At 69.4% G+C, this 13,697-nt stretch carries 15 protein-coding genes; 11 read left to right on the top strand and 4 right to left on the bottom strand.

All coding sequences use genetic code 11. The features are described from left to right. The first annotated feature begins 10 nt into the window (after positions 1–10). From QTI68_RS28475 to QTI68_RS28440, 8 genes are all read left to right on the top strand, one after another. A complete protein-coding gene (locus QTI68_RS28475) occupies positions 11–187 on the top strand; it encodes a DUF3606 domain-containing protein (RefSeq protein WP_286526504.1) in 177 nt (58 codons plus the stop codon). Positions 188–355: 168 nt separating this feature from the next. Continuing rightward, positions 356–853: a hypothetical protein gene (locus QTI68_RS28470; RefSeq protein ID WP_286526503.1), complete on the top strand. Its 498-nt coding sequence runs from the start codon at positions 356–358 to the stop codon at positions 851–853. 43 nt (positions 854–896) lie between these two features. Further along, positions 897–3,362: a CHAT domain-containing tetratricopeptide repeat protein gene (locus tag QTI68_RS28465; protein ID WP_286526502.1), complete on the top strand. Its 2,466-nt coding sequence runs from the start codon at positions 897–899 to the stop codon at positions 3,360–3,362. A gap of 17 nt (positions 3,363–3,379) precedes the next feature. Beyond that, entirely contained in the window at positions 3,380–3,868 is a 489-nt protein-coding gene (locus tag QTI68_RS28460; RefSeq protein ID WP_286526500.1) for a hypothetical protein, read from the top strand. Positions 3,869–3,968: 100 nt separating this feature from the next. Next, positions 3,969–4,733 carry an SDR family NAD(P)-dependent oxidoreductase gene (locus QTI68_RS28455; RefSeq protein WP_286526499.1) on the top strand — a complete coding sequence of 255 codons (765 nt, stop codon included), beginning with the start codon at positions 3,969–3,971 and terminating at the stop codon, positions 4,731–4,733. An 86-nt stretch (positions 4,734–4,819) separates the two neighbouring features. Next, the gene (gene hpxZ / locus QTI68_RS28450; protein WP_286526498.1) at positions 4,820–5,200 is read left to right on the top strand and encodes an oxalurate catabolism protein HpxZ; all 381 of its coding nucleotides are present in this window, start codon (positions 4,820–4,822) and stop codon (positions 5,198–5,200) included. Between the two features lie 136 nt (positions 5,201–5,336). After that, positions 5,337–6,065 carry a fumarylacetoacetate hydrolase family protein gene (locus tag QTI68_RS28445; RefSeq protein WP_503011754.1) on the top strand — a complete coding sequence of 243 codons (729 nt, stop codon included), beginning with the start codon at positions 5,337–5,339 and terminating at the stop codon, positions 6,063–6,065. Positions 6,066–6,182: 117 nt separating this feature from the next. Further along, positions 6,183–6,785, top strand: a complete 603-nt coding sequence (locus QTI68_RS28440) for a retropepsin-like aspartic protease family protein (RefSeq protein ID WP_286526495.1) — start codon at positions 6,183–6,185, stop codon at positions 6,783–6,785. Positions 6,786–6,798: 13 nt separating this feature from the next. Here QTI68_RS28440 and QTI68_RS28435 read toward each other — a convergent pair whose 3' ends face one another. Further along, positions 6,799–7,392 (bottom strand): TetR/AcrR family transcriptional regulator, encoded by a 594-nt coding sequence (locus tag QTI68_RS28435; protein WP_286526494.1) that lies wholly within the window; start codon positions 7,390–7,392, stop codon positions 6,799–6,801. An 87-nt stretch (positions 7,393–7,479) separates the two neighbouring features. Between QTI68_RS28435 and QTI68_RS28430 the strand changes: the two genes are divergently transcribed. Then, entirely contained in the window at positions 7,480–8,685 is a 1,206-nt protein-coding gene (locus tag QTI68_RS28430; RefSeq protein WP_286526492.1) for an MFS transporter, read from the top strand. Positions 8,686–8,701: 16 nt separating this feature from the next. Here QTI68_RS28430 and QTI68_RS28425 read toward each other — a convergent pair whose 3' ends face one another. Both QTI68_RS28425 and QTI68_RS28420 read right to left on the bottom strand, forming a co-directional pair. Continuing rightward, positions 8,702–9,085 (bottom strand): DUF2784 domain-containing protein, encoded by a 384-nt coding sequence (locus QTI68_RS28425; RefSeq protein WP_286526702.1) that lies wholly within the window; start codon positions 9,083–9,085, stop codon positions 8,702–8,704. 33 nt (positions 9,086–9,118) lie between these two features. Next, positions 9,119–10,471 carry an MFS transporter gene (locus QTI68_RS28420; protein WP_286526490.1) on the bottom strand — a complete coding sequence of 451 codons (1,353 nt, stop codon included), beginning with the start codon at positions 10,469–10,471 and terminating at the stop codon, positions 9,119–9,121. Positions 10,472–10,594: 123 nt separating this feature from the next. Between QTI68_RS28420 and QTI68_RS28415 the strand changes: the two genes are divergently transcribed. Both QTI68_RS28415 and QTI68_RS28410 read left to right on the top strand, forming a co-directional pair. After that, complete coding sequence (locus QTI68_RS28415) at positions 10,595–11,560, top strand: LysR family transcriptional regulator (protein ID WP_286526489.1); 966 nt, start codon at positions 10,595–10,597, stop codon at positions 11,558–11,560. A gap of 183 nt (positions 11,561–11,743) precedes the next feature. Then, positions 11,744–12,004, top strand: coding sequence for a BrnA antitoxin family protein (locus QTI68_RS28410; RefSeq protein WP_286526488.1), 261 nt, complete (start codon positions 11,744–11,746; stop codon positions 12,002–12,004). Positions 12,005–12,067: 63 nt separating this feature from the next. Here the strand turns inward: QTI68_RS28410 and QTI68_RS28405 are convergent, their stop codons facing one another. Then, entirely contained in the window at positions 12,068–13,627 is a 1,560-nt protein-coding gene (locus QTI68_RS28405; RefSeq protein WP_286526487.1) for an extracellular solute-binding protein, read from the bottom strand. Positions 13,628–13,697: the final 70 nt, after the last annotated feature.

The raw sequence follows: 13,697 nt of genomic DNA, 5'->3' as shown, positions 1-13,697 counted from the left end.
GAGACCCGCCATGGCAGACAACCCGAAGAAAACCGGTCTCGACCGGAAGCTGATCGCCATCGACGAACCCCACGAGGTGCGCAGCTGGTCCGAAACCCTCGGCTGCACGGCCGAACAGCTCAAGGAAGCCGTGAAGGCGGTCGGCCACAGCGCGGAAGCCGTGCGGCTGTTCCTCAAGAAGAACTAGAAACGAAGCGGGGCTGTCGCCTCCGCGCCGCCCGGGGTCGGCGCGATCCACTACAGTCGGTGGTCATGGTTTGGAGGAAACGGGCGCGGGCCCGTGCATGTGACGATGAAGACAAAGAAACTTCGGATCACCGGCCCCGGAGGGGCCACGTACAGGCTGGGCGAACCCATGCTGGTACACGACGGAGAGCTGCTGGTCTGCACCCTCGACCCGGTGCCGGTCAGCCCGACGGGGTCCGAGATCCGGGTGGAGCACTTCACGCCGCCGCTGAGCGGTCTCGAGGAGGCTCGGCATCTGGGCCGGCTCGTCTTCCTGGAGATCTGCGCCTTCGTCGTCGAGCACTTCGAGCAGGTGCAGGCGGTGAGTTTTGCCTTCACGCGCCCCGTGACGATGATGGCCGGCGCCACCCAGCACTCGGCAGATCGGGCCGAAATCATGCATCGCATCGGGATCGAGAACGTCCAGGTCGCGCCCAAGCCGTCCACCGTGCCCGGGCACTTCGTCGTCACCGGCGTCTGGCTCTACACCGAACGCAACCTCGCGGCGCTGAACGAGGTGCTCGGCGAACTGCGCGCGCTGTACCGGGATCGCCCGATCGGCTCCGACCCCAAGGGCGGTGCCGGCGTGATCAGGCGCCTGATCGCCGGCTGGCGAGCGGAACCATGAGCGCCTGATCCAGGCCGGCCGCGCGCCGGCGAGGACCGCAACCATGAAGCACCCGCTCGTGACGCAGTTCGCCTTGGCGGCGATCGTCGCGGCTGCTGCGGCGAGCGCCGGCGCCCAGGGTCCGCAGGAGGTCCAGGCGATCTATGCAATCAACCGGCAGGCGGTGGTCCTGCTCGACCAGGGCCGCTACGACGAAGCGGTCGCGGCCGCGAAAAGTGCGGTCGCGCAAGCCGAAACCCGGCTCGGCAAGGACCACCCGGGGTTGGCGGCCGCGCTGTCGAATCTCGGGCTGGCCTATCTCGACGGTGGCCAGTACGACCAGGCGGAGGCGCCCTTGCGCCGCGCCGTCGACATCGGCCGCAATGGCTGGGGCGTCGGGCCGGCGGACATGGGGGCCTTGCTCAACAACCTGGGCTTGTTCTACGCCAGGGTGAACCGGCTCGATGACGCCGAGCGGCTCTACAAGCAGGCCCTGGGCCTCGGCGGCGGCATCGGAACACCGCAGCTGTTCGTCGCCACCTGGCTCAACAACCTGGCCAACCTGTACATCCGCGAAGGCCGCTTCCAGGACGCCTGGTCGCTGGCCGAAAAGAGCATGGTGCTGCTGCCGGACCGGTCGAGCCGCGACCCCGCGATCGCCGAGACCTTCAGCCTGATGGCATCGCTGAAGGCGCGCGAAGGGGCGTACGGGGACGCCCAGCGGCTGCTCGAATGGGCGCTGGAGATCCGGCTGCGCGCCTTCGGCGACGGCCATCCGGTCACGGCGATCTCGCTGCACGGCCTTGGCGTGGTCCTGGAGGAGCGCGGCGAGCACCGGAAGGCCGAAGACCTGATGCTGCGCGCACTGGCGATCCGAGAGCGGTTGCCCGCCGACCATCCCGACCTCGGACGCAGCCTGATCGACCTGGGCGCCCTCTGCCACGCGGCAGGCAAGCCGGCCTGCGCCCAGGCCTTCTTCGACCGGGCCTTTGCCAACCTGCGGGCGCGGCTCGCGCAGTACTTCGGCTTCATGAGCGAGGACGAGCGCCTGGGCCTGCTCGAAGACACGAACCGGTTCTTCTCGGCCTATTTCGAATTCGTGCTGGCCTACGCGGGACGGCAGCCGGAGCTTGCCGGCGGCATGTACGACGCGGTGCTGGCGCGCAAGGGGATGGTGGCGGTCAGCGTGCGCGCCCTGCTGGCGCGCATCGAACGCGAGGGCGACCCCCAGGCGATCGCGCTGACGGTGCGGTTGCGCGAACGGCGCACCCTGCTGGCGAACCTGCGGCGCCGCGGCGCGACGGGCGACGCGGTCGACCGGCTGGCGCGCGAAGGCGCCGACCTCGAGCGGCAGCTGGCGAGACGCTCGGCCGCGTTCGCCGCGCAGGAGGAGCGAGGCGCCAGGCCCGCCCGATGGCAGGACGTTCGCGCGGCCCTGAAGGCGCAGGAGGCGGCGGTCGAGTACATCGCCTTCGAGCCGCCCCGCGGCAACGACCGCAGTGCGCACCGCCGCTTCGCCGCGCTGGTGCTGACGCCCGGCGACCGCCCTCCCCGGCTGGTCGCGCTCGGCGATGCCGACAGCCTGGCCGCACCCATGCGGGACTACCGGCGGCGCGCCGGGCTGGCGCGCGATCCGTCGCCGGCCGGCGAACGCAGCTTCCGCGAAGCGTTCTGGACACCGCTCGAGCCCGCGCTGGCGGATGCGAAGCGCATCCACCTGGCCCCGGACGACATCCTGAACCAGGTCGCCTGGGCCACCGTCGGGGACGGCGGCGGCCTGCTCGCCGAAAGGCTGGACCTGCGCCTGCTGTCGAGCACGCGCGACCTGCTCGCGGCCCCTGCGCCCGTGTCGGCGAACGGCGCCGTGCTGGTCGGCGACGTGGACTTCGGCAGCGCGTCGGGCAGGGCAGCCTTTGCGCCGCTGCCGGGCACGCGCGAGGAGATCGCGGCGCTGTCGCGCCTGTTGGCCGACGCCGGCTGGCAGGTGAAAAGCGTCGAGGGCAAGGCGGCGACCGAGTCCTACCTCAAGGGCGTTCGGCATCCACGCGTGCTCCATGTGGCCAGCCACGGCTTCTTCGAGCGCCAGGGCGCGCGGCCCGGGACGCCCGACGATCCGATGCTGCGCTCCGGCCTGGTGCTGGCCGGCGCCAACGAAGGCGTGTCGGGCGCGAACGACGACGGCGTGCTGACCGCGCTGGAGGCGTCGATGCTCGACCTGCGCGGCACCGAGCTGGTGGTGCTGAGCGCCTGCGAGACCGGCCTCGGGCGGGTGCTGCAGAGCGAGGGCGTGTTCGGGCTGCGGCGGGCGTTCGAACTGGCCGGTGCGCAGAGCGTGATGATGAGCCTGTGGAGGGTGCCCGACGAAGAGACCCGCGTGCTGATGACGCTCTTCTATCGCAAGTGGCTGTCAGGCATGGACAAGCACCTCGCGTTGCGGGATGCTCAGTTGGAACTCCGGCAGATGGTCATCAGGGATCGGGGCCGGGACCGCCCCCAGGCATGGGGCGCTTTCGTTCTCGTGGGACCCTGACGCGAGGAGGCAAGACGATGAGACATCCGTTCCTGGCCGCGCTCATGCTGGCCGCCGTGCCGCTGGTGCACGCCCAAACCACCTACACCGACCCCGACGGCGGCCGCTACGCCTTGCAGGTGCCACCCGGCTGGCGGGTCGAGGCGCAGTCCGGGGGCGTGTCGTTCCTCAAGGGTCCCGCCTATGCGAGCGTGATGAAGGTCAGCGGCCGCGGTGCGCCCAAGGGGCTGGTCGAGGCGATCGGGCAGAAGTTCCCGTCGCAGTGGCCGCGCTTCGCCGGCACCAGTTCGGGCGATGCCCTGTTCGGCGGCAAGCCGGGCGCCTACGCCTGGTTCACCGGCGTCAATCCGCGCGGGACCGAGGCCGTGCTCAAGATCGTCGCCACCGTGGACGGCGAGACCGGCTATGTCCTGATGATTTCGGCGCCGCGCAGCGATTTCGCGACCTACAAGGGCGACCTGGAACAGATCGAGGCCAGCTTCCGCGTCACGGGGGGGCGCCAGTGAAGGGGCCGATCGGCGTGCAGGGGGCGGGCCAAACGCTGGCATGCTTCGGCCCTGGATGCGGGTCGTCGCATCGCTCCCATCACTTCCAACGGAGAGTCCCATGTCCCTGTTCTCGCTGGCCGGCAAGGTGGCCATCGTCACCGGCTCGTCGCGCGGCATCGGCCGCGCCATCGCCCTGCGCCTGGCCGAGCACGGCGCCAAGGTCGTGATCTCGTCGCGCAAGGCCGACGCCTGCGCCGAGGTGCGCGACGAAATCAACCGCGCCCAGGGCCCGGGCGCGGCCCTGTCCATCCCCGCCAACATCTCGTCCAAGGACGAGCTGAAGCACCTGGTCGACGAGACCACGCGACAGCTGGGCCGGATCGACATCGTGGTGTGCAACGCGGCATCGAATCCCTACTATGGCCCGCTCGGCGGCATCGAGGACGACCAGTTCCGCAAGATTCTCGAGAACAACGTCATCGCCAACCACTGGCTGATCAATTTCGCCGTGCCGCAGATGATCGAGCGCAGGGACGGTTCGATCATCATCGTCTCGTCGATCGGCGGGCTGCGCGGCTCGCCGGTGATCGGCGCCTACAACGTCTCGAAGGCAGCCGACTTCCAGCTGGCACGCAACCTGGCCGTCGAATACGGGCCGCACAACGTGCGCGTCAACTGCATCGCGCCCGGCCTGATCAAGACCGACTTCGCGCGCGCGCTCTGGGAAGACCCCGAGACCCTGCGGCGCCGCACCGACAGCACGCCGCTGCGGCGCATCGGCGAGCCCGACGAGATCGCCGGCGCGGCGGTCTTCCTGGCCTCGCAGGCCGGCGCCTTCATGACCGGGCAAAGCCTGGTCATCGACGGCGGCGTGACCTGCTGATGTCCAAGCCATCGCCGTCGGCAAGGTACGCTTCTTGCCAGCGCGAAGTGCCGCGCCACTGAACCTACCCCCTTCACCGGAACACCATGGATCCCGCCATCAACCTGCCGCAAGTCCTCGCCGAAGTCGAGGCCGTGTTCGACGAGTACGAGCGCGCGCTCACGAGCAACGACGTGCCCGCGCTCGACCGCCTGTTCTGGGTTTCGCCCCACACCCTGCGCTACGGCGCCGGCGAGAACCTCTATGGGTTCGAGGCGATCCAGGCGTTTCGCCGGGGCCGGCCTGCGAACAACCTCGAGCGCACCATCACGGCCCGCGCGATCACCACCTTCGGGCAGGACTTCGCGGTCGCCAACATCGAGTTCCGCCGCGAAGGCAGCGAGCGCATCGGCCGCCAGAGCCAGACCTGGGTGCGGATGCCGGACGGCTGGCGCGTGGTGTCGGCGCACGTGAGCCTGATGCCATGAGCCCCCGCCCGCCCGTTCCGAAGGGGGCTCGCACCGCAGTGCGAAGCACGGAGGTTGCCCAGTGAGCGGCGACGACCGCCTCCAGCGCCTGGCCGATGCCCTCGCCGGCGCCCGGCGCAGCGGCCAGGCCCTGCCGATGGTGCCCTGGCTCGGCTGCCTGCGCGATGCCGACGAGGCCTATGCGGTGCAGGACCGCGTGGCCGCCGCGCTCGGCTGGTTCGGCGGCACGCTGCCGCGCTGCTGGAAGTCGGGCGGGCCCTCGCGCCAGGCGGTGCTCACGCATGCCGGCCTGCCGCCGGCGGGCGTGCAGGCCGTGGCGCCGGGGCAGACGGCCTCGCTGCAGGGGCAGCACTTTCACCGTCGCGGCATCGAGGCCGAGGTCGCGCTGCGCACGCGGCGCGATGTGACGGCCGAGGAAGTCGCCGCATGGTCTGCCGGCACGACCCCGCCGGCGCGCGAACTCGTCGATGCGATGACCGTTTCGGTCGAGGTGGTGGACACCCGCTGGGCTCCGCCGGCGCCGGATGCGCAGGACGTCGCATGGCTGAAGCTGGCCGACCAGCAGTCGCACGGCGCGCTGGTGCTCGGCGAATGGCGCGCCTTCGACGAACGCGACTGGTCGCGCCAGCGCTGCGAACTCAGGATCGGAGGCGTGCAGTCCCAGTCGTTCGAGGGCACCCATCCGCTCGGCGACCCGACCTGGCTGCTGCCGCCGTGGCTGGCCCATGCGACGCGCGGCGGCCGCACGGTGCCCGCCGGCACCGTGGTCACCACCGGCAGCTGGAGCGGCCTCGGCGACGCCGTTTCGGGGGATCGCGTGGAAGTACATTTCGCCGACCTCGGCGCGCTCACCCTGCAGTTCTGAACCGGGCGCCGTCCGGCGCTTCCAGCGCACCGCTCGGCTGCCGCCGCACCCGGCCGACGCCGCATCGCGATCGATTGAGGCATCGTCCGGCTTGTCGTTTGTCGCGCGAGGTACCCCATGTTCCAGCACGCCCGATCCACGCTGCGCCTCCTGGGCGCGCCGGCCGCCTTGGCCGCTGGCCTGGTCCTGCAGCCGGCCGCCGCCGAGCCGATCTTCAAATGCGGCAAGACCTACACCAACGTGCCCTCCGGCGAGGGGCCGGCGCAGCTGAAATCGCGCGGCTGCGTGCTGGTCGACCCGGACCGGCCGCATGCAGACAAGACGGCAGACATCGCGATCGACGGTTCCCGCCAGATCACGGTGCCGATCGGCCAGGACGGCCGCTTCTGGATCCGTGGCTCGGTCAACGGCTTCCCGGTGCAGTTCGTGATCGACAAGGGATCGACCGTGCAGGCCGGCGTCGCCGTCACCGAGGCCTTCGCCGCCCGCGCCAACCTGATCGGCGGCGCGCCGGCCCATGTCCAGACCAGCGGCGGCATCATGGAAGGAAGGCGGATCGAGGGCGTTCCGATGACCTTCGGTCCGTTCAGGGTGCGGCAGGCGACGGTGGTCGTGGGGTCGCTGGGCGGCAAGTCGCCGGACGCCCTTCTGGGTCGGGAACTGCTGTCGATGTTCGAGGTCACGGCCAACGAGCGCGAGATGACGATCGTGAGCAAGTAGGCCCGGACGGCGTCTAGGCGGCCTTGGCCGTCGCCGCATCCAGCAGCAGCGCCGCCATCTCGCGCGCCGCAACCGCCGCGCTGCCGCCCGCCCCCATCTGACCGGACACCGAGGCGCCGTCGTAGAGCAGCACCAGCTGGCTCGCCAGGTGGTCGGGATCGGCCGCGCCGGCGTCTCGCGCCAGATCGGTGAACAGTTCCCTCATCCAGTTGCGAGCGTCCTCGCAGGCGCTCTTGACCAGGGTGCCCGGCTTCGACTCCGCCGCCGCCCGGTTGAAGGCGCAGCCGCGATAGCCGGGCGTGGACATCAGATCTTCCATCGCATCGAAAACGCCCAGCAGCCGGTCGCGCGGGGTCGCGCAGGTCGCCAGCCTGGCGGTGATGCGTGCCTTGCGGGCCGCCTGCCGCGCCTCGAGGTAGGCCCGGATCAGCGCCTCCTTGCTGCCGAAGGTGTCGTAGAGCGAGGCCTTGGCCACGCCCGCGCGCTCGATCACGCGCTCGATGCCGACCGTGTGGATGCTGCCTTCGTAGAAAAGCTCGTCCGCCGCCGCCAGCAGGCGGTCGCGCGCCGAGCGGCGTTCCGGCGCCACCGCTTGTTTCGTTTCCATGGGCTTGACATTACCAGACCGGTCTGTACACTGCAAGCACCAGACAGATCGGTCTGTATGGTTTCTTTGAACTCCCGGAGCACGTCCATGACCTCCCTCTGTCCGACCGCCCTCGCAGCGCCTGCGCCCGCACGCCGCCGCCTCTCGCCGAATGCGGCCTTCCTGCTGCAGGCGTCGATGACGCTGGGTTTTCTCGCGGGATCGAGCGCGCCGACGCCCTTCTATGCGATCTACCAGAATCAATGGGGCTTCTCGGCCACGATGCTGACCTTGGCCTTCGGGATCTATGCGCTGGCGGTGCTGTCGGCGCTGCTGGTCGGCGGCCGGCTGTCGGACCACGTCGGGCGCCGACCGATCCTGATCGCCGCCGCCGCGGCGCAGGCCGTGAGCATGCTGGTCTTCGCCACCGCCGACGGCCTGCCCGACCTGCTGCTGGCGCGCGTGGTCCAGGGTCTCTCGGCCGGCGCCGCGATCGCGGCGGCCGGCGCCGGCCTGCTCGACATCGACAAGGGCCGGGGTGCGATCGCGAACTCGGTCGCGCCGATGATGGGCACGGCGGCCGGCGGCCTCGTCGCCGGACTCATGATCCAGTACCTGCCGGCGCCGATGCACCTGGTCTACGCGCTGCTCGGCAGCATCTTCGTGCTGCAGGGCGTCGCGGTGTTCTTCATGGAAGAGACGGCCCCGGTGCGGCCCGGCGCATGGGCCTCGCTCCGGCCGCGGCTGGCGGTGCCGCTCGCGGTGCGCGGGCCGCTGCTGCTGGCGGCCCCTGCCCTGGTCGCGGTCTGGGCGATGGCCGGCTTCTACGCCTCGCTCGGGCCGACGCTGATCCGCAGTTTCGCGGGCACGACCTCGATCCTGCTCGGCGGATTCGCGCTCTTCGTGCTGGCCGGCAGCGGCGCACTGGCGGTGTACCTGATCCGCGAAGCCTCGCCCAGGGCGCTGATGCGGCTCGGCGCCGTCGCCCTGATCGCCGGCATGGCCCTGGTGATGACCGCGATCGCGCAGCATTCGGTGCTGCTGTTCCTGCTCGGCAGCGCGGTCGCGGGGCTGGGCTTCGGAACCGGCTTCCAGGGCGCGCTGCACAGCGTGGTGCTGCTGATCGCGCCGCAGGAGCGCGCCGGCGTGCTCTCGGTGCTGTTCGTGATCGCCTACCTGGCGATGGGGCTGCCCGCAATGGTGGCGGGGTACGACGTGGCGCACCAGGGCAACATCGTCATGACGGCGTACGAGTTCGGCAGCGGCGTGGTCCTGCTGGCGCTGCTTGCGCTGCTGGGGACGGCTCGGCGCTGAACCTGGGCGGGCTGGCTCATGGGACTGGCGCCCGGGCCGCCCGGATCCGGCGAGCAAGGAGCCAGCCGTAGAGCACCGCATTGAACAGCAGCACGCCCGCCCCCAGCCCGACCTGCACCGGCCGCGTCAGGCCTTCGGGATAGATCAGGCCGAGCAGGTAGTGCTCGATGAAGCCGCCGCCATAGCCCGCTTGGCCGGCACTGCGGCGCAAGCTGTTCTCGAGCGGCGTCAGCGGACAGATCCAGCCGGCCGACACCACCCAGCCGGCCCAGGCCGCAGCCGGCAGGTGAAGCCATGCGAGCCGCGGCCAGCGCCACACGCCCAGGCCACCGAGGACGGCGAACAGGATGAACAGCCCGTGCAACAGCAGCACGGCGTCGGCCAGCAGGCGGTCGATCATTCCCATGGGAGGGAATGCTAGCCCCGCATTGACTCAGGATGCAGCCTGCGGGTAGGCAGCGCGTTGCGCGGCCTGACGTTCGCTGCCGTGCGGCAACCACCTGCAAGCCACGAACGCCGGCAGCACCACCCCGGCGACGCAAGCGAACACCGGCTGCAAGCCATGGCCCAGCGAAGCCAGCAGCGCCACCCCGGCCGCCCCGCCGAGGCTTCGCAGCATGATCGGCGCCGCCGTGGCGATGCCCATGTGCTGGACCGGCGAGACGCGCTGCGCCACCACGGTGACGATCGGGAACAGCAGGCCCAGGCCGAGGCCCAGCGGCAGCAAGCCGGCCGAGATCGCCATCGGCTGCTGGGGAAGCCACTGCAGCGCGGCGATCAGCAAGCCGCAGGACAGCAGCATCAGCGCGCAAGCCAGCCGCGCCAGCGCGGCGGCAGGCGTTTGCGCCCGCAGCAGCTTGCCGCAGGCCACGGCGGCGACCGTGATGCCGGCCATCAGCGGCAGCAGATGCCAGGCCGAGGCCGTGGGCGACAGGTGGAGGCCGTTCTGCAGGTACTGCGGCAGGAACACCACCGCGGCATACAGGGCGACCCCGCTGGTCAGCCCGATGAAGCAGGCCGCCGCGTAGGCCGGACGGGCGAACAGCGACAACGGCAGCAACGGGTGTGCCGCGCGGCGCTGCCGCCACACGAAAGCCAGCGTGAACTTGGCGCCCAGCGCCAGCAGCAACCACAGCGAGACGCGTTCGGGAAGGTTCAGCCGGTCATGCTGCGTGGCGAGCAGCAGGCTCACGAGCGCGGCCGCGAGCAGCGCGGCACCGAGTCCGTCGATGCCAGGCCGGGGGCCCTGCTGCGACGTCGCCTGCTTTGGCGGCAGGGTCAGCGCCAGCACGCCCCAGGCCAGCGCCGCCAGCGGCACGTTGAGCCAGAACGCCCAGTGCCACGACAGGTATTGCACCAGTGCGCCGCCGAGCAACGGCCCGAGCATCGTCGCCACGCCATAGGTCGCGCCCAGCAGTGCCTGGTAGCGCCCGCGCTGATCGGGTGCGAACAGGTCGGGCACGGTCAGCATGGCCAGGGTCATCAGGCCGCCGCCGCCTGCACCCTGGAGCGCTCTCGCGAGCACCAACTGGCGCAGGTCGTGGCTCGCGCCACAGGCCAGCGAACCGAGCAGGAACAGTCCGATCGCCAGCAACAGCATCGGCTTCTTGCCCAGCAGGTCGGCCAGCCGGCCGTACAACGCGATCACCACGGTGGCCGCGAGCAGGTAGGCGGAGAACACCCATGCCAGTGGCCATCCGCCGGGGAGTTCGCGCGCCATCACCGGCAGTGCCGTCGACAGGATGGTCTGGTCCAGCGCGGCCAGGACCAGCGTCAGAACGAGCATGGCGAATGGCCACAGAGGGGAAGTCTTGTGCTTCACGGGAATCGCTTTCGAGCAGGGGACGCCAGTGTCTGTAGCGACATCGATTTTGTACAGTGCAATGAATTGAACATATGATTTCACCGAGTGAACACATATGACCTCAACCTGCTGACCGCGCTCGACGCCCTGCTCGCCACCGGCAGCGTGACGCAGGCTGCGGCCCGCATGCACCTGAGCACGCCCGCGATGAGCCACACGCTGGCGCGCATCCGCGAGGCCTTCGGCGATCCGATCCTGGTGCGCGCCGGCCGCAAGCTCGTGCCGACGCCACGCGCCCTGGCCCTGGTGGAGCCGGTGCGGGCGCTGTTGGCGCAGGCGCAGGCGCTGCGGGCACCGGTCGACGCGCAGGGCCTGGCGTCGGTCCGGCGCCGTTTCGTCGTCCGGGCGCCCGAGGGAATCGCCGTGGTCTTCGGCGCCAGCCTGTCACGCGCGCTGGAGATCGACATGCCGCTGGCCACCCTGCAGTTCCTGCCCGAAACGCTGGTCGATCCTGGTGCCTTGCGTGAAGGGCGGCTGGACCTCGACGTCGGCAGCTTCCGCAACACCGACCCCGAAACCGAAAGCCAGGTCCTGTCGCAGCAGACGCTGGTGGGCGCGGTGCGCACGGGCCACCCGCTGCTCAGGATGCCGAGGAAGCGGCCTATGACCGCGCAGCGCTTCGCCGACGCCCGTCATGTCGGGGTGACGCCACGTTCGGGGGAACTGTCGCCGGTCGACGTGGCGCTCGACGCACTGGGGCTGGCGCGGCAGGTGGCGTTGCTGGTCCCCAGTTCCTTTTCGGCGTTGATCGCCGCCTCGCGCACCGACCTGGTCGCCAGCGTGCCGGAACGCACCGCGAGGGGCATGGCGTCCTCGCTCGGCCTGCAGGTCTTCGAGCTGCCGGTCACCGTGCCCCTCGAAGCCATGCGCATGGCCTGGCACCCACGGCAGAGCGCGGACCCGGCGCATCGATGGCTGCGCGAGCGCATGCAGCGGGTGCTCGACGAGCCGCGCTGGATCATTCCGTCCGTCGCGTCGCTCGCGACGGGAGCGCGCAAAGGCATCGTCTGAGGAGCCATGTCGTGCAGCGGAGCTCTTGCGTAGATATTTGTTTGTTACTACAATAAATTGGTGTTCACCGTCATTGAGACCCCCACGTTCCGACGCCTCGCGGACGAAAGTTCGACAACATCCCCACCGAAACTCTGAGGAAGCTCAAGGAGGCCATCAATGCCTAAGGCCAAAGATCCGGAAGTGGCGCAGTTCGAACGCGATCTGCTCCATTCCATCGAAGAAATGAAGCGCGGAGAGTCGGCCGCGATCCATACGCCCGCGCAAATCGCGGCGCGCAAGCGGGGTCGCCCTGCCGGCAGCGTGAAGCCGAATGCAAAGGTGTCGACCACCATCCGGCTGTCGCCCGAAGTGCTGGCATTCTTTCGCGCGGCAGGCGACGGCTGGCAGTCGCGCGTGGATGGAGCGCTGAAGGAGTATGTAGCGCAGCACTCGCGCAAATAGTTCATTGGCCAGACTTCCGCGGATCGAACTTATCGCGCAAGGCATCGCCCACCGCAGAGAAGGTCAATCCCGCTCACCCGTCTTCGGCGGGTCCATCCACCAGGTCGTGAGCAACGCAGAGCCCGCCAGCAGACGCTGCGGCAACTCGGCATCGGGGCGCCGCAGGTTGCGCTTGTGAACCATGTAGTACTGCTTGCCGTAGTACAGGGGGACCACGTAGTGCTGATGCAGCAGAAACCTGTCGAGCAGCCGGACGGCCGTTGCAAGGGATGCGCGGTCAGGGCTCTTGACGATGATGTCGATGAGTTCGTCGATCACCGGATCGCTGATCCCGCTGAGGTTCTGGCTTCCCCTCTCGGCCGCGGACTTCGAGCCCAGGTCGTCGTAGAGTTCGTTGCCGGGACTCGACGAGCCGCCCAGCATCTGGATGGCCATGTCGAACTCGAAGTCGTCGAGCCTCTTCTTGATCAGGGCCGCATCGCGAAGCCGGTACTGCAGCGAGATCCCGAGCTTGCCCAGGTTTCTCGTGTAGGGCGCCAGCACGGGTTCCGAACTGCGGTCCGCAATGTCGATCTCGATCACGAATGGCTTGCCGTCGCCGTCGCGCAGCGCGCCATCCCGGTAGGACCAACCCGCCGCCTTCAGCAGCGCCTGCGCTTCGACCAGGTTGCGTCGCAGCCCCTCGGGCGTGTCACCGGTCGCAGCGGGCCGCGGCAATGCCCCCTGTACGATCTTGAGATAGTCCTGCCTGTGCACGAGCCGCGCGATCAGCGCCTGCTCGTCCGGGCCGAGCTCCGGCTTCGCCATCAGATCGTCGCTGTTCTGGAAGTAGCTGACGGTCCGAGCTCTGCGCCCATAGAAAAGACGCTGGTTCATCCAGTCGAAGTCGAAGGCCAGCGCCAGCGCCTGACGCACCCGGATATCGGCGAAGCGGGGCTGGCGCAGGTTCACGGCCAAGCCCCGCATGCCCGTGAATCGGCGGTGCGAAATCTCGGTCTTGACGATTTCGCCGGAGTCGAAACGGCGGCCCTTGTAGCGACGAATCCAGGCGGTGATCGACGTCTCTTCGAGGGCGTCGAGCGCACCTACCTTGATCGACTCTTCCTCCCCGAGTCGATCCCTGAAGTATTGGTAGCTGACCTTGTCGAAGTTGAACATCCCCTTGCGAACCGGAAGATCGGCAGCCCAGTAGTCCGGTCGCCGCCGGAAGGAGATGGACTTGCCCGGGCCGGCCTGCTGGCTCATCAAGGTGTCGAAGGAGTGCTTCACGTCCTGCGCCAGCACGGGCGTGTTGTCCGAGAAGCGGGCCTTGGGGTTGAGGCGGAAAGTCACGCTCATCTGGTCAGGGGCGACGAGCACGTCTTCCGCCAGCAGCCCGTAGTTCGAAAAGGGCTCGTCTTCGCTGGGCGTCATCAATGAATCGAAGACCAGGCCGTACTCCGCGAACACGAAGCCGTTGCTGCTGTAGCCCATGCCGGCCGGGGGCGTGCCCTTGAGCGTGAACGGATTGAGCTTGTCGAAGCTCCCGCTCGCCGAAAGCGTCAGGTGCCCGCCCTTGGGCGCGTCGGGATTGACATAGTCGAAATGCTTGAAGGAGTCCGGGTACTTTGGCTCGTATCCCATGCCCAGCCCGTGCGCTGCCCACGCCGGCATCGTCAGGGCAAACCACAATCCGACAAGCCAAATTCGCATC

Origin of the sequence: Variovorax sp. J31P207 (genome assembly GCF_030316965.1) — a bacterium.
GTDB classification, from domain to species: domain Bacteria; phylum Pseudomonadota; class Gammaproteobacteria; order Burkholderiales; family Burkholderiaceae_C; genus Variovorax; species Variovorax ginsengisoli_B.
The sequence above is the reverse complement of the archived record's forward strand: the minus strand, read 5'-3'. Positions and strand labels throughout refer to the sequence as shown.